We start from the raw sequence: 15,406 nt of genomic DNA, 5'->3' as shown, positions 1-15,406 counted from the left end.
AGGATTCGCCAACGGATCGCTAACATGTGGCCAACGGTTCGTCGGTGGGTGGCGAGCCGGCTGGCCGGAAGTCGCCCGGCGGCGACGGACGCGGCCCGGTTCCACGGGCGTTCCGGAACCGGGCGGGCGGACGGAAGGTGGCGGGAAACCGCTGTGGACAGGGCGGAAATCCGCCAGGCAACGGCGGGCACAGCCCCGCCGCGGTGCACGGTCGGCCCCGACCGCGCGGAAAGGCAGTGAAGCGGCGTGATGCGGCGGTGCGAGCTGCGCTTCGGACTGCTGGGGCCGCCGGTCCTCTACGACCGACCGCCGTACGGGATGCCGGACGACACCTCCCCGGGGTCCCGGGAATCCGGCCCGGACGCGCACACGCACCCGGTGTCCCACGACGACGCAGCCGACCACGGTCTCCGCGCCATCGGCAGCCCCAAAATCCGAGCCCTGCTCGCCGCGTTGCTGCTGGAGCCCGGGCGGGTCGTCTCGGTCGAGTCGCTGAAGGACGCGCTGTGGGGCGGCGCGCCGCCCGTCTCCGCGAAGGCCTCCCTGCACAACCACGTCACCCGGCTGCGCCGCCTCCTGGACGACCCCGAGCGGCTCAGGGCCGTACCGCCGGGATACCTGCTGCGCGTCGACCACGGCGAGCTGGACGTGCACGTCTTCGACGCCCGGGTCGCCGAGGCGCGGGCCGCGCACGCCCGGCGTGACTGGCCGGGCGTCGTCCGTGCCTGCACCACCGGGCTCGCGCTGTGGCGCGGCACCCCGCTCAGCGGGCTCCCCGCCGACCTCGGCGGCTACGCCCTCGTGCAGCGCCTCGAAGAAGCCCGGCTGTTCCTGCTGGAGTGGCGGTACGACGCCGAACTCACCGTCGGCGGAGCGCGGTTGGCGGCCCTCGTGCCGGAGCTGGCGGCTCTGGTCGCCGAGCATCCGCTGCGCGAGGCGTACCACCGTCAACTGATGCTCGCCCTGCACCGCACCGGCCGGCGGGCCGAGGCCCTCGCCGTCCACCGTGACCTGCGCACCCGCCTGGTGGAGGAACTCGGTGTCGAACCCGGTCAGGCGGTCCGCGAGGCGCATGTCGAGGTGCTGCGGGGGAGTGACGAGGGGCAGCGGCGGGAGGGCGGTGAGCACGGCGGTCCCGGGCCGGCCGGCGGCGACGGGCGGCAGCCTTGTGGCGACGGCCGGGTGAGCGCTGCCGGCCATGACGACGCGGCCCCCTCGGCCCCGGCCGGAGCGTGCGACGGTGACGGGCCGGATCCACGGCAGACCCCGCGTCCGGCCCAGCTCCCGGCGCCTCCGGCGCACTTCACCGGGCGTGCCGAGGTGTGCCGCGCGTTGCGCCACGCGCTGACCGAACCGCCCGCCCCGGCACCCGCCGTGGCCGTGATCAGCGGTATGGCGGGCGTCGGCAAGAGCGCGCTGGCGCTCCATGTCGCCCATGAGTTGAGGGAACGTTTCGCCGACGGTCAGCTCTACGTCAACCTGCACGGCGCCACCCCCGGGGTGACCCCGCTGACCGCCGCGCAGGCGCTCGCCGCGCTGCTGCGGGACCTCGGCGCCGAGCCGCGGAACATCCCCGAACACCCGGACGCCGCGGCTGCCCTGCTCCGCTCGCTGCTCGCACCGGCGCACCTCCTGCTGGTACTGGACGACGCGGCCAACGCGGCCCAGGTACGCCCCCTCCTCCCGGCCGGACCCGGCTGTGCGGTGATCGTCACCAGCCGCTCGCCGCTGACCGCGCTCGACGGCGCCCGGCGCTTCCCGCTCACCCCGCTGACCGGCGAGGACAGTGCGGCCCTGCTGCGCGCGGTGAGCGGACGGGCGGGACTGGACGCCGGGCACGCCCTGGTCGAGCTGACCGGCCGCCTACCGCTGGCGCTGCGCGTGGTCGCGGCCCGGCTCGCCGCCCGGCGTGCCCTCACCCCCGACGTCCTGGCGAGCCAACTGGCCGACACAGGTGGGAGGTTGCGCCATCTGGAGTACGACGACCTGAGCGTCCGGCGCTCCCTGGCCGTCGCCCACGACGCGCTCGCCGCCGCCGAGCGCGAGGCCGACCGGGACGCGGCCCTCGCCCTGCGCCACATCGGTGCCCTCGACCTGCCCACCTACGGCGCCCCGCTCGTCGCCCGTCTCACCGGCACCGACGAGCGCCGCGCCGAGGCCGCCCTGGACCGCCTGGTCGACGTCGCCCTCCTGGAGGAGACGGCGTACGGCCGCTACACCCCCCACGACCTGGTCCGCGACTTCGCCCGCGAACTCGCCGACGCGGCCCCGCCCTCGGGCCGTACTCCGCCCTCGAGCCACACCTCACCCTCAAGCCACACCCCGCCCCCGGCCGCGCCTCCTGCCGAGATTCCGGACGCGGCCGAGAACTCCGCACAGGCCGCAGGCGCCGACGCGCCCGAAGGCCCCGCTCCCGCCGCGGACGCCACGTCGCCCACGGGTACCGACGCTGTCCCCGCCACCGGGCCGCGCGCGAGTACGCGCCCCGCACCCGCCGTGACCGCCTCCCAGGACACCGCCGGCCCCGATCGCACCGCACTGCGGTGGTACGCCGCCGCGGCGGAGCGGGTGCTCACGGCCGTCGTGGAACCGGGGCTCGACCAGGACGACCGGCGGCGGCCGACCAGTGCGCAGCCGGTGGAGCACGCGGCGGACGTGGCGGCGCTGGCGTCCTTCGAGTCGGCCGAGCAGGCCTTCGCCTGGGGCGAGACGGAGCTGGAGAACATCGTCGCGCTGGTGGAGCGGAACGCCGGCACCGAGGACACGGGCACGATCGCCGCGCTCTCGGTGCTCGCACGGCTGCTCTTCCCCTACGTGCAGCGCAGCGGCCGGGTCGCCGAGATGGAGGTGCTGGGACGAGCGGCCCTCGCCGCCGCGCGGCGGCTCGCGGACCCGGCGGCCGAGGCGTACGCGCTCGGCGACCTCGCGGGCCTGCACTTCCTGACCGGCCGGCAGAACGACGCCCTCACCCTCACCGACCAGGCCCTGGAGATCTGGCGGCGGCTCGGCACGGCCTCCCGCATCCGGCGCTGCCTCAACAACCGCGGGCTGCTGCTGGAGGGGCTCGGCCGGTTCGAGGAGTCGGGGGAGGCGCTGCGGCAGAGCCTCGCGTACTCCCGGCTGCTGAACGACTCCTACGGGGAGGCCGTCACCCACAGCCACCTGGGCAACCTCTACGAGCACACCGACCCGCGCGCCGCGATCGAGCAGCACCGTCGCTCGCTGGCCATCGGGGACGCGATCGGCGCGGTCATCGTGCAGCACTCGGCGCACTGCAACATCGGCTACGCCCATCTCACTCTCGGCGAACCGTCCGCCGCCGCCCGGCACTTCGAGGAGAGTCTGCGCCTCCTGGGCGGCCACGGCGACTGGCACGGGGAGTCCCAGACCCGGCTCGGCCTGGTCCGGGCGCTGCGGCAGCTTGGCGAGACCGGGCGGGCGGCCGGTGAGTGCGCCGAGCTGCTGCGCCGCGCCGACGCCCGCGCCGACCGCTACATGGGCGGCCTGGCCCTGCACCAGCACGGACTGCTGCTGTGCGGGGAAGGGCGGCGGCCGGAGGCGTACGACGCCTGGCGCGCGGCACTCGACGCGCTGGACGGCACGGACGAGCATGCGGTCCTGGCCGAGCTGACGGACCTGCTGGACGACGGCCCGCCCGTCCCGCAGTGACACCCTGCCCGCCGCGCGGTCCCGTCTATTCGGCGTCGGCGTAGCACTCCACCACCGCCGTCGTGAACGGGAACCGCACCGGCGTCTCGCCGAACGTCAGCCGGCCGGCGAGGTCGGCGGCGGCGCGGACGGCCTGGACGACGGTGTCGGCCTCCTCGGCGGGGCAGTGCACGATCACCTCGTCGTGCTGGAAGAAGACCAGCTCGGCCCGGAGCGGCGCGCAGGCGCGGCGCAGCGCGGCGAGCAGCAGCAACGCCCAGTCGGCGGCGCTGCCCTGGACGACGAAGTTGCGTGCGAAGCGGCCCCGCGCGCGTGCGCTGCCGGAGGCGTGACCGGGAGCCCAGCCGGTACGGTCGTCCGGCTGCGCCTCGGTGTCGTCCTCGCCGGCCGGGATGCCCGCCTCCTCCGCCGCGTCCTCGCCCGACCCGGCGGCCGGCGGGCAGGTGCGGCCCAGCCAGGTGCGCACCAGCCGGCCCTCCTCGCCCGCGCGGGCGGCCCCGTCGACGTAGGCGACGGCCTTCGGGAAGCGGCGGCGCAACGCGGCCAGGTTCTTCAGTCCGTCGCCGGAGGTCTGGCCGTAGATCGCGCCGAGGACGGCGAGCTTGGCCTGGTTCCGGTCGCCGGAGAAGGCGCGTTCGGAGACGGCCTGATAGAGGTCGCTCGCGCGGCCGGCCACCTCCATCAGGCCGGGGTCGCGGGAGATCGCGGCGAGCACGCGCGGCTCCATCTGGTCGGCGTCGGCCACCACCAGCCGCCAGCCGGGCTCGGCGACCACGGCCCGGCGGATCACCTTGGGGATCTGGAGGGCGCCCCCGCCGTTGGTCACCCAGCGTCCGGTGACCGTGCCGCCGGCGAGGAACCCGGGACGGAAGCGGCCGTCGCGCACCCAGTCCTGGAGCCAGGACCAGCCGTGGGCCACCCAGATGCGATACAGCTTCTTGTACTCCAGCAGTGGTTCGACGGCCGGGTGGTCGATGGACCGGATCTCCCAGCGGCGGGTGGACCTCACTTTGATCCCGGCCTGCGCGAAGGCCTTGACCACGTCGTTGGGCAGGTCCGGCCGCACCCGGCGGCCGAAGGCCGCGGACACCTGGTCGGCCAGTTCGGCGAGGCGGCGCGGTTCGCCGCCGCCCGCGTACCGCTCGCCGAGCAGGGAGTGCAGCAGCTCCCGGTGGACGTCGGCGCTCCAGGGCAGGCCCGCGTGGTTCATCTCGGCGGCCACCAGCATCCCGGCCGACTCGGCGGCGGTCAGCAGGAGCATCCGGTCGGGGTGGGCCGTCCGGCCGTGCCGCCGGAGCTGCTCGGCGTGGACGGCGAGCAGCTCCGGCAGGGGCAGGCGGGTGCCGGCGGCCTCGAACAGGGGGGACTGGGCGCCCGGCGCGGCCGCGCGCTGCGGCGGGTCGGGCGGTACGGGGCCGCCGCGGAGGCGGGCCAGGGCGGCGGCGGCCGAGCGTGGCTCGCCCGACCGGCCCTCGTGGCCCAACAGGAGTGTCTCGGCGTCCTCGATGTCGTAGCACCGCTCCACTCGCACCCCCGTGGCGAGCAGACGCGGGTAGACCTCGGCGGTCGACCGCCACACCCAGCGCGTCACCTCCGGGCGGCTCCGCACCGCCCCGGCGAGATCGCTCTCCCGCCGCACCGGCCCGGCGGGCAGCCCGTCCGGGCCGAGGGGGGCGACGTCCACGCCACCGTCCTCGGCCGGTGCGAGCGCCCACCGGTCGGTCATGACTTCGAGTCTCGCAGGAGGGTCTGACAACGCCCCTGACCTGCGGTTCAACCCCCACAGCCCCGCCGGGCCCCCGCTCTCGGGCCGGCCGTCGCGTCGAAGTGAGCCGAGCGGGACGCCACGCGACACCGCACCGCGCGCGTGGCGGGATCCAGCGGAGTGGGACGCGGGCCCGGTCGCTCTGGCCGCCACCTCGGCCCCGACCTCCCGGGCCGGTTCGCGCGGGCGGTTGTCCACAGGGTGTGGACGGCCGGCCCCGGCCGTCGGTGCCGCATGGCACGATCGACAGTGTGACCAGCACCGCCAGCACCGTCGAACGGGCCTTCCGCGCCGCCCTCTACGACGACACCGACACCGGGCTCGACACGGCCGCCTCCCTGCTCGCCGCCGACCCCGCCGCGGACGCCGAACTCGCGCGCCGGGGCGAGGAGTTCACGGCGGCGGCCTGGCAGCGCGGCTGGCAGCCCGCCGACATCGTACGGCTGGTGCGGCGCGAGCTGGACGACGTACATGTGCGCCTGGCCGCGACGCTGATACGGGACCAGGCCGGGCGGGACCGGCCGCGCGGGCGCCGCTGGGCCGCCCAGCTCGCGGCTCTGCCCGAGGGTCCCGCGCCGGGCGCCGACCGGTTCTCGCAGGCCACCGCCGTCCTGGAGCTGTACCGCCTGCTGCTGCGTCTGCCCTCGCTGGAGCCCTTGGAGGACGAGTCCCGCCGGGCCCCCGGTCCGGGCGCCTCCCGCATGCTGAGCCGCATCCGCGCGCTGCTCGCCAAGGCCGAGGCGACCGGCTATCCGCAGGAGGCGGAGGCGCTCAGCGCCAAGGCGCAGGAGCTGATGGCCCGGCACAGCGTCGACGAGGCGCTGCTGGCCGCCGAGGCGCCCGCCCCGGACGCACCCGGTGCCTGCCGCATCGGCGTCGACCCGCCGTACGAGCAGGCCAAGGCGGTCCTGCTGGACGCGGTGGCCACCGCGAACCACTGCCGCGCGGTGTGGAACGAACCGCTCGGCTTCTCCACGGTCGTCGGCTTCGAGGCGGACCTGGAGGCGGTCGAGCTGCTCTACACCTCGCTGCTGGTGCAGGCCACGCATGCCATGACCGAGGCCGAGGCGGTGCAGCGGGCCGGCGGCCGCAAGCGGACCAAGACGTTCCGGCAGTCGTTCCTCGCGGCCTACGCGCACCGCGTGGGCGACCGGCTCGCGGCCGCGGCCGAGTCCCAGGTGACCCGGGACCTGCTGCCGGTGCTGGCCACGCGCGCGACAGCCGTCACCGGCCGGCTGGAGCGCATGTTCCCGGAGACCACGACCACCCGGCTGCGCGGGGTGAGCGACGCGGCGGGCTGGACCGAGGGCGCCCGCGCGGCGGACCGGGCACAGGTCCGAGCCCGCCGCCGGCTCGGCTGACCCTCAGTCGCCGACCTGCTGGAAGGCGCTGACGGAGGCGTCCGGGCCGCCGCCGTCGCCCCGGCCGGCCACAGGGCCGTACGACCACGGGAAGGACCGGGTGGTGCCGGATCCGGGCAGGCTGATCCGTACCGTCCTGGCCGCCAGGGTGTTCTTGTCGCCGTCCTTGCCGCGCACGTAACCGATCGTGAAGGACGCGGAGTCGCCCTTGGCGAGCTTCAGCTTCTGCGCCTTCGCGCCCTTGAGCGCGGGCACGGTGGCCTGCGCGGTGGCGGTCTTCAGCACGGCACCCGGGAAGTGGTCCAGCGTGCAGGGGGCGCTGTGGTTGGTGATGCTGACGGGGACCTCGCCGCTGTCTCCCGCCGCCGGGGCCACGCTCGCCGACCCGATCTGCACGGAGACCCCGCCGATCGTGCAGGCCGAGCCGGCGCTGCCCCGGCTGTCGCTCCCGCCGCCGTCGCAGGCGGTCAGCAGGAGGGTGGCGGTGAGGGCGGTGACGGTGAGCGGAATGACGCGCATGAGCAGGTCCCTTGTCCACGTGGTGGTGACGGTGCCTCTGCATCATGGCCCCTGTGCGCGGACCCGGTTCGCGCGCCCCTCCGCAACCCCCGGGGATCTGGGCCGGCACCCCGCCCGTCGGACCGTCACCTGAACCCTGGAACAGTAAGGGCTCGCTACGCGTCTCTTCCTAGTGCACGGGGGTTCGATGCGGCCGGTACGGCCCGGAGGACGGCGCGCGCGATCATGGGCGGGCCGGGCCCGGACACGCGGCCTGCCTGGTCCGGGGCAGGTGGCGGACCGGCTTCGGTAAAGCAGGCGTCAAGACCGTAATCGCGGCACCACTCCCCGTGCACGTGCATCTGCTCATGCGTGTGCACGTGAACAGAGTTATGATCCGGGTCAGTTGACCACAGCATCTATGGCCACATCAGCCAGTGCACCACCGGGGAGCGACCTGTGGACCGCGACGTTGACAACGTGTACGGGGGGTACGACGTGTACAACGGCATGGCTGCCACGCAGCTAGACGGAGTGGCCTGGCAGAAGAGCAGGCACAGCAATTCGCAGGGTTCCTGCGTGGAGTTCGCGAGACTGCCGGGCGGCGAGGTCGCCGTCCGCAACTCGCGCTTCCCGGACGGACCGGCGCTCGTCTACACACGGGCGGAGATCGAGGCGATGCTCCTCGGCGTCAAGGACGGCGAGTTCGACCATCTGGTGGGCAGTTGACGCCGGCTGCCGGCGGGACGGCCCGTTGGCAACGATGTCGGAGGCGCAGGCGCGTGCACGCGGCGCGCTGACGCGCGTAGACAGCGGGCGTCCGTCGGCGCCGTACCGGATCAGCCGGCCGCCTTGAGCCGGAACATCGCCCAGACCACTTTGCCGTCGAGGGTGCCCGCGAGCGGGTGCCAGCCCCAACTGTCGGCGAAGGAGTCGACCAGGAACAGCCCGCGGCCCGACTCGGCGGAGAAGTCCTCCGAGTCGCGCGGGGCCGGCGTCTCGTGGCTGGGGTCGCGCACCGCGCACACCAGTCGCTCCGTCCAGCGCAGCAGGTGCAGCCGCACGGACGGACCGCACCCGTCACCGCGGCGCTGGTCGGCCGGCAGTGCGTGGCGCAGGGCGTTGGTGACGAGTTCGGAGACGACGAGGCAGATGTCGTCGAAGCGGTCGCCGACGTCCCACTGGTCGAGGGTGTCGCGGGTGAAGCGCCGGGCCTCGCGCACCGCCTCGTACCGGGCGGGCAGGGAGCAGCAGGCGGCATCGGACACGGCTGCGGGGTCCAACGGCGGAAGGCCCTGCCGTAACGGCTTGAGCATGGTCGATCCATTCGTCCCCATGCGAGGCACTCCCGGTTGTTCGCGGTCGTTGCGATGCAGCGGTGGCGCGGCACCCATGGTTTCGGATGCGTAGAGCAGATGCAAGGGCAGATGCACGTGCACGTGACCGAAATGAGGCTGCCCGTACCACTTCTTGGCCATTTTTTCTGCCATCTACTCGACGGTTCCCCACGGTTTCCGCCAGAGGTCCCGACCTCTCCTGCTCCGGACCCCGCCACGACGGCCGAGGTCTTTCCGTTTCCGTAACCGGACGAGTACTGCTCGAAGTGTTTTAGTGGCAGACTTCGGCCCCTGGAGACGGTTGGGGAGGCTGGCGAACGTGAGCGCGGGAGAGCCCGGATCGGTGGTGCGGCGGATGCTGCTCGGCTCGCAACTCAGGCGACTGCGTGAAGCACGGGGAATCACGCGTGAGGCGGCGGGTTACTCGATCCGTGCCTCCGAGTCGAAGATCAGCCGGATGGAGCTGGGCCGGGTGAGCTTCAAGACCAGGGACGTGGAGGACCTGCTGACGCTCTACGGCATCACGGACGAGTCGGAGCGCGAGTCGCTGCTCTCCCTCGCCCGGGAGGCCAACGTGGCGGGCTGGTGGCACAGTTACACCGACGTCCTGCCGACCTGGTTCCCCACCTACGTGGGCCTGGAGGGCGCCGCCTCGCTGATCCGCGTCTACGAGGTGCAGTTCGTGCACGGCCTGCTCCAGACCGAGGAGTACGCCCGCGCCGTGGTCCGGCGCGGCATGAAGGGCGCGAGCGCCGCCGATGTGGAGCGGCGGGTCGCCCTGCGCCTGGAGCGGCAGAAGTACCTGCTCTCCGACGCCGCCCCCGAGTTCCACATCGTCCTGGACGAGGCCGCCCTGCGCCGCCCCTACGGCGACCGCGAGGTGATGCGCGGCCAGCTCCAGCACCTGATCGACATCTCCGCCCGCCCCAACGTGCGGCTCCAGGTCATGCCGTTCGGCTTCGGCGGCCACTCGGGCGAGAGCGGGGCCTTCACCATCCTCAGCTTCCCCGACGCGGACCTGTCCGACGTGGTGTACCTGGAGCAGTTGACCAGCGCTCTCTATCTGGACAAGCGTGAGGACGTCGCCCAGTACGAGCAGGCCCTGAAGGAACTGCAGCAGGACAGCCCCGGCCCGGACGAGAGCCGGGACCTGCTCCGCGGCCTCCTGCAGCTCTCCTGACGCGCCCCAACTCCCTTGTGTCGCCAGTACGATGACGTCCGATCAGACGTGGCGTAGATCTGGTGCCCGCTAGCGATTGAGGGATCACATGTCGTCCTGCTTCACCGACCTGGCCCAGCAGTACATCGGCGGCGAGTGGCGCCCGGGTACCGGCTCCTGGGACGTCATCGACTTCAACCCCTACGACGACGAGAAGCTGGCCTCGATCACCGTGGCCACGGTGGACGAGGTGGACGAGGCCTACCGGGCCGCCGCCCGCGCCCAGCAGGAGTGGGCCGCGACCAACCCCTACACCCGGCGCTCGGTGTTCGAGCGGGCGCTGAGGCTGATCGAGGACCGCGAGCAGGAGATAGCCGACCTGATCATCGCGGAACTGGGCGGCACCCGCGTGAAGGCCGGTTTCGAGCTGCACCTCGCCAAGGAGTTCCTGCGCGAGTCGGTCCACCTCGCGCTGCGCCCGGAGGGCAGGATCCTGCCCTCGCCGACCGACGGCAAGGAGAACCGCGTCTACCGCGTGCCGGTCGGGGTCGTCGGCGTGATCAGCCCGTTCAACTTCCCCTTCCTGCTGTCGCTGAAGTCGGTCGCCCCGGCCCTCGCGCTCGGCAACGGCGTGGTGCTCAAGCCGCACCAGAACACCCCCATCGCCGGCGGCACGCTGATCGCGAAGATCTTCGAGGAGGCCGGGCTGCCCGGCGGTCTGCTCAACGTGGTCGTCACCGACATCGCCGAGATCGGGGACGCGTTCATCGAGCACCCGGTCCCGAAGGTGATCTCCTTCACCGGCTCGGACAAGGTCGGCCGGCACGTCGCCACCGTCTGTGCCGCGAACTTCAAGCGCTCCGTCCTCGAACTGGGCGGCAACAGCGCGCTGGTGGTGCTGGACGACGCCGACGTCGACTACGCGGTGGACGCGGCGGTCTTCAGCCGCTTCGTGCACCAGGGCCAGGTCTGCATGGCCGCCAACCGGGTCCTGGTGGACCATGCCGTCGCCGACGAGTTCACCGAGAAGTTCGTCGCCAAGGTCAGGACCCTGAAGGTCGGTGACCCCCGCGACCCGCGGACCGTCATCGGCCCGGTGATCAACTCCGCGCAGGCGGGCGCGATCTCGGGCACCGTCGAGCAGGCGCTCGCCGAGGGCGCCACCGCCCTGGTGCACGGCACCACGACCGGCAACCTCGTCGAACCCAGCGTCCTCACCGGCGTCCCCGCCGACTCCGCGCTGCTGCGGCAGGAGGTCTTCGGCCCGGTCGTCTTCCTCATCCCCTTCGACGGCGAGGAGGAGGCGGTGCGGATCGTCAACGACACCCCGTACGGCCTCAGCGGCGCCGTGCACACCGGTGACATCGAACGGGGTGTGGCCTTCGCCAAGCGGATCGACACCGGCATGTTCCACGTGAACGACGGGACCGTCCACGACGAACCGCTCGTGCCCTTCGGTGGTGAGAAGCACTCCGGCATCGGCCGCCTCAACGGCGAGACGACGCTGGAGGCGTTCACCACCGTCAAGTGGATCTCGGTGCAGCACGGGCGCAGCGGCTTCCCGTTCTAGGGCACTCACGTGGGGACGGGCCATTGCGGACAGCGGCTGACCGCATTGGCTCGTAGCGTCGTCGGTGTCAGACGGAAGAACCCGACGAGAGGCGGCCGGTCATGGTCACGCACGTGGCGGCGGAGGCGAAGGGCGACGAGCGCGGGGCACTGCTCGCGTTCCTCGAGGAGCAGCGCGGCGGCATCCGCCGGGCTCTGCTGGGGCTGACCGAGGAGCAGGCACGCTCCCGCCCCAGTGCCAGCGAGCTGTCCCTCGGCGGCCTGCTGAAGCACGTCGCCGAGGTCGAGCAGGGCTGGATCGCCCGGGCCCGGCAGGAACCACCGGCGGTGCGGCGCGACGCGTCGGACTGGCCCGAGACGTTCCGGCTGACCGGGGACGAGACGGTCGCCTCGGAGCTGGCGTACTGGGAGCGGGTCGCCGCCGGGACGGAGGCGTTCATCCGCTCGGCGCCGAGCCTGGACGACACCTTCCCGCTGCCGCCCGATCCCTGGTTCCCGCCCCAGGGCCGCGTCTCGCTGCGCTGGCTGTGCCTGCACCTGATCCGGGAGACGGCCCGGCACGCCGGTCACGCCGACATCATCCGCGAGTCGCTGGACGGGATGACCGCGTTCGAGCTGGTGGCCCTGGAGCGGGCCTGACGGTCGCGGCCCGGGGAGGGGCGGGCGGCCGTACGGCCATAACCTGGACCGCATGTCAGCGATCCGTCTTCTCGTGCTGGGCGCGGTCCGCCAGCACGGGCGGGCCCACGGTTACCAGGTCCGCAACGACCTGGAGTACTGGGGCGCGCACGAGTGGTCCAACGCCAAGCCGGGCTCGATCTACCACGCCCTGAAGCAGATGGCCAAGCAGTCACTGCTGCACGCGCACGAGGTCGCGCCGTCCACGGCGGGGGGTCCGCCGCGTACGGAGTACGAGATCACGGACCGGGGCGAGGACGAGTTCTTCCGGCTGCTGCGCGAGTCCCTGGTCTCCTACGACCAGAAGACGGACATGCAGTCGGCGGCCATCGGCTTCCTGGTCGAGCTGCCCCGGTCCGAGGCGCTGGAGCTGCTCAGGGAGCGGATCCGCCGGATCGGGGCGTGGCGGACGTCGGTCACGGTGGAACCCGCTGTCCCGGACGGCGACGGCGGTACGGCACCTGCTGGGCGGCCAGGGCGGCGACCCGGGACACGTCTGGGCCGCCGTCGCCTGGCCGCTCGCGCTGCTCGCGCTGTTCCTCCCGCTGGCCGTGCGGAAGTTCACCCGATCGGGCCGCTAGGAAGGACCGGGCGATCTAGTGGTGGAACCCGGTGGCCGCCCCCTTGTCCCGGGTGAAGGGGCCCTGCTGCCGGCGCAGTTCCGGCAGCAGGCGGGTCAGGTCGGCCATGAACAGGTCGGCCAGGTCGTGGGAGAAGCCGTTGCGGCACACGATCCGCAGCACGGACAGGTCCTCCCGGTTGGCCGGGAAGGTGTACGCGGGCACCAGCCAGCCGCCCTCGCGCAGCCGCCGGGAGACGTCGAAGACGTCGTACCCCGTGACGCCGTCGGCCGTGGTGAAAGCGAACACCGGCAGCTCGTCCCCGCGCGTGAGCAGCCGGAAGTCGCCCAGTGCCTCGATCCGCCCGGCCAGCGAGCCCGCCACGTCCCGCGTCGACTGCTGCACCGCGCGGTAGCCCTCGCGGCCCAGCCGCAGGAACGTGTAGTACTGCGCGGCCACCTGGGCGCCGGGCCGGGAGAAGTTCAGCGCGAAGGTGGGCATCTCGCCGCCCAGGTAGTTCACCCGGAAGACCAGCTCCTCGGGCAGCGCCTCCTTGTCCCGCCACAGCGCCCAGCCGACGCCGGGGTACACCAGCCCGTACTTGTGACCCGAGGTGTTGATCGAGGCCACGCGCGGGAGGCGGAAGTCCCACACCAGGTCCTCGTCCAGGAAGGGCGCCACCATGGCACCGGAGGCCCCGTCCACATGCACCGGCACGTCAAGCCCGGTGCGCTCCTGGAGGGCGTCCAGGGCCGCGCACAGCTCCGCGATCGGCTCGTAGGAACCGTCGAAGGTCGAGCCGAGGACGCCGACCACGCCGATGGTGTTCTCGTCGCACAGCTCCGCGGCGGCCTGCGGGTCCAGGTGGAACCGGTCGCCCTCCATGGGCACCTGCCGGGCCTCCACCTCCCAGAAGGCGCAGAACTTGTCCCAGCACACCTGGACGTTGACGCCCATCACCAGATTGGGCCGCGCGCCCGGATACCGGTCGGCGTTCCGCTTCAGCCAGCGCCGCTTCAGTGCCATCCCGGCGAGCATGCACGCCTCGCTCGAACCGGTCGTCGAACAGCCCACGACGGCCGCCGGGTCCGGCGCGTGCCACAGGTCGGCGAGCATCGCCACGCAGCGCCGCTCCAGCTCGGCCGTGCGCGGATACTCGTCCTTGTCGATCATGTTCTTGTCCCGGCACTCCGCCATCAGCACCCCGGCCTGCGGCTCCATCCAGGTGGTGACGAAGGTCGCCAGGTTCAGCCGGGAGTTGCCGTCCAGCATCAGCTCGTCGTGCACGAGCTGGTACGCCGTCGTCGGCGACAGCGGGGCGTCCGGGAGCCGGTGCGTGGGCGGGGCCTCGGTCATGCCGCCGACCGGGTTCGCCTCCCCGAAGAACGGGTTGACCGACATCGGCCGTTCCTCGTGCCGCTCGGGACCTTTGTGCAGGGCCATGGGTGTGCCTCCGGAGGATGGGAGAAGGATGGGAGTCAGCGGACCGGGGCGCCGTCCTCGCGTAGCTGCATCTGCGGGCGGCCCGTCACCAGCAGCCAGGCCGGCAGCGAGGCGATGGTCAGCAGGGCGATGATCGTGGGCGAGGCGACCAGGACGGCGGCGGTGAACAGGCTCACCCAGCCCTGCCGGGTGACGGCCAGCAGCATGCCCAGGACACCGGTCGCCACGCCCAGCGAGGGATGCACGGCCGGAACGAGCGCATGGGCGCACAGGCCGAGGGCGGTGCCCACGAACACCGCGGGGAAGATACGGCCGCCCCGGAAGCCGCAGGACGCGGCGACCAGCAGCGCTGCCAGCTTGACCACGGTCATCGTCGCGAACTGCCCGGCCGACCAGCCCTCGGGGTCACGGGCGAGCTGCCCGACCTCCGACAGCCCCTTGAAGAGCGTCAGACGGCCGCCCACGGCCGCCAGCGCCCCGAGCACGGCCCCGCCGGCCGGGAGCATCAGCATCGGGTGCCGCAGCCGCCGGAAACCCGCGTGGACGTACGGGAAGGCGTACACGGCACACATGCCGAGCACCGCGGACACGGGGGCGACGACGAGAGCCGCCAGCAGGTCCCCGGCGTGCGGGTGGCCGATGGGCGGCAGCCCGAGATCAAAGGTCGGATGGGCCACCAGGGTGGTCGTCATGGCCCCGCACGCGCCGGCCGTCAGCGGCGCGAACAGGTTGTCCCACAGCCGTCCCCGCATCGGCCTGCCCGCCAGCGCCTCCGAGATCACCAGCGCCGCCGCCACGGGCGTGCCGAACAGCGCGCCGATCGTCGCCGACTCCGCCAGCACCGGCCACAGGGCGTCCGGCGCCCGGGGCAGCACGCGCCCGCCGAGCCAGGCCGCGAGGCCCACGTTCACGGCGATGATCGGGTTCTCCGGACCGAGGCTGGGGCCACCGGCCAGCATCAGCGCGGTCACCAGCACCAGCCCGGGCAGCACCCCCGGCCGCAGGACCGGGGCGTCGAGACCGAGCGTGGCCGGGTCGGGTCCGGCGTGCCCAGGTACCTTCCAGACCACCAGTCCGACGGCGACACCGGTCGCCACGAGCATGACGAACATCCACAGCACCGAGTAGCGGCCCACGCCGAGCGCGTCCGGCAGGGGACCCCACAGCACGTGCTGGAGCTTCTCCGCCGCCGTGCTCACCCCGACGAAGACCAGACTCGCGGCCACGCCCACGGCGACGGCGGGCAGGATGAACGGCAGCAGGGCCCGTGCCGGGGCCGTGGGGGCGCTCGCGGGCGCCTGCTGCGTCGTCTCCTGGGCCACGCGCTCACCATAAGCGGACGAATCGCACCCAACATCCCGAACGTC

The 15,406-nt window shown here is 73.3% G+C and carries 12 protein-coding genes; 7 read left to right on the top strand and 5 right to left on the bottom strand.

From position 1 onward, the window contains the following. The first annotated feature begins 249 nt into the window (after positions 1 to 249). A complete protein-coding gene (locus D9753_RS15745; protein ID WP_121787581.1) occupies positions 250 to 3,669 on the top strand; it encodes an AfsR/SARP family transcriptional regulator in 3,420 nt (1,139 codons plus the stop codon). A gap of 25 nt (positions 3,670 to 3,694) precedes the next feature. On the opposite strand, the gene D9753_RS15740 is transcribed toward D9753_RS15745, so the two are convergent. Further along, positions 3,695 to 5,395 carry a bifunctional 3'-5' exonuclease/DNA polymerase gene (locus D9753_RS15740; protein WP_121787580.1) on the bottom strand — a complete coding sequence of 567 codons (1,701 nt, stop codon included), beginning with the start codon at positions 5,393 to 5,395 and terminating at the stop codon, positions 3,695 to 3,697. A 290-nt stretch (positions 5,396 to 5,685) separates the two neighbouring features. Here D9753_RS15740 and D9753_RS15735 point away from each other — a divergent pair, with 290 nt between their 5' ends. Continuing rightward, a complete protein-coding gene (locus tag D9753_RS15735; RefSeq protein WP_205614163.1) occupies positions 5,686 to 6,795 on the top strand; it encodes a DUF2786 domain-containing protein in 1,110 nt (369 codons plus the stop codon). Positions 6,796 to 6,798: 3 nt separating this feature from the next. Here D9753_RS15735 and D9753_RS15730 read toward each other — a convergent pair whose 3' ends face one another. Next, positions 6,799 to 7,314 (bottom strand): DUF4232 domain-containing protein, encoded by a 516-nt coding sequence (locus D9753_RS15730; protein WP_121787579.1) that lies wholly within the window; start codon positions 7,312 to 7,314, stop codon positions 6,799 to 6,801. A gap of 438 nt (positions 7,315 to 7,752) precedes the next feature. Between D9753_RS15730 and D9753_RS15725 the strand changes: the two genes are divergently transcribed. Further along, positions 7,753 to 8,022 (top strand): DUF397 domain-containing protein, encoded by a 270-nt coding sequence (locus D9753_RS15725; protein WP_205614162.1) that lies wholly within the window; start codon positions 7,753 to 7,755, stop codon positions 8,020 to 8,022. Positions 8,023 to 8,132: 110 nt separating this feature from the next. Here the strand turns inward: D9753_RS15725 and D9753_RS15720 are convergent, their stop codons facing one another. Next, a complete protein-coding gene (locus D9753_RS15720) occupies positions 8,133 to 8,609 on the bottom strand; it encodes an ATP-binding protein (RefSeq protein WP_121787578.1) in 477 nt (158 codons plus the stop codon). Positions 8,610 to 8,985: 376 nt separating this feature from the next. Here D9753_RS15720 and D9753_RS15710 point away from each other — a divergent pair, with 376 nt between their 5' ends. From D9753_RS15710 to D9753_RS15695, 4 genes are all read left to right on the top strand, one after another. Further along, entirely contained in the window at positions 8,986 to 9,810 is an 825-nt protein-coding gene (locus D9753_RS15710; RefSeq protein WP_121791092.1) for a helix-turn-helix domain-containing protein, read from the top strand. 88 nt (positions 9,811 to 9,898) lie between these two features. After that, positions 9,899 to 11,359 carry an aldehyde dehydrogenase family protein gene (locus D9753_RS15705; protein ID WP_121787576.1) on the top strand — a complete coding sequence of 487 codons (1,461 nt, stop codon included), beginning with the start codon at positions 9,899 to 9,901 and terminating at the stop codon, positions 11,357 to 11,359. A gap of 101 nt (positions 11,360 to 11,460) precedes the next feature. Continuing rightward, positions 11,461 to 11,997, top strand: coding sequence for a DinB family protein (locus D9753_RS15700; protein ID WP_121787575.1), 537 nt, complete (start codon positions 11,461 to 11,463; stop codon positions 11,995 to 11,997). Positions 11,998 to 12,049: 52 nt separating this feature from the next. After that, positions 12,050 to 12,673, top strand: a complete 624-nt coding sequence (locus tag D9753_RS15695) for a PadR family transcriptional regulator (RefSeq protein ID WP_240468172.1) — start codon at positions 12,050 to 12,052, stop codon at positions 12,671 to 12,673. Here the strand turns inward: D9753_RS15695 and D9753_RS15685 are convergent. Beyond that, on the bottom strand, positions 12,633 to 14,039 hold the full coding sequence (locus D9753_RS15685; RefSeq protein ID WP_121787574.1) for a glutamate decarboxylase: 1,407 nt from the start codon (positions 14,037 to 14,039) through the stop codon (positions 12,633 to 12,635). The two genes, D9753_RS15695 and D9753_RS15685, sit on opposite strands and share 41 nt — an antisense overlap. A gap of 35 nt (positions 14,040 to 14,074) precedes the next feature. After that, positions 14,075 to 15,361: an ion channel protein gene (locus D9753_RS15680; protein WP_121787573.1), complete on the bottom strand. Its 1,287-nt coding sequence runs from the start codon at positions 15,359 to 15,361 to the stop codon at positions 14,075 to 14,077. Positions 15,362 to 15,406 lie beyond the last annotated feature (45 nt).

Source organism: Streptomyces dangxiongensis (genome assembly GCF_003675325.1).
GTDB lineage: Bacteria > Actinomycetota > Actinomycetes > Streptomycetales > Streptomycetaceae > Streptomyces > Streptomyces dangxiongensis.
Note: the sequence above shows the minus strand (reverse complement) of the source record. Positions and strands in the feature narration are given on the sequence as shown.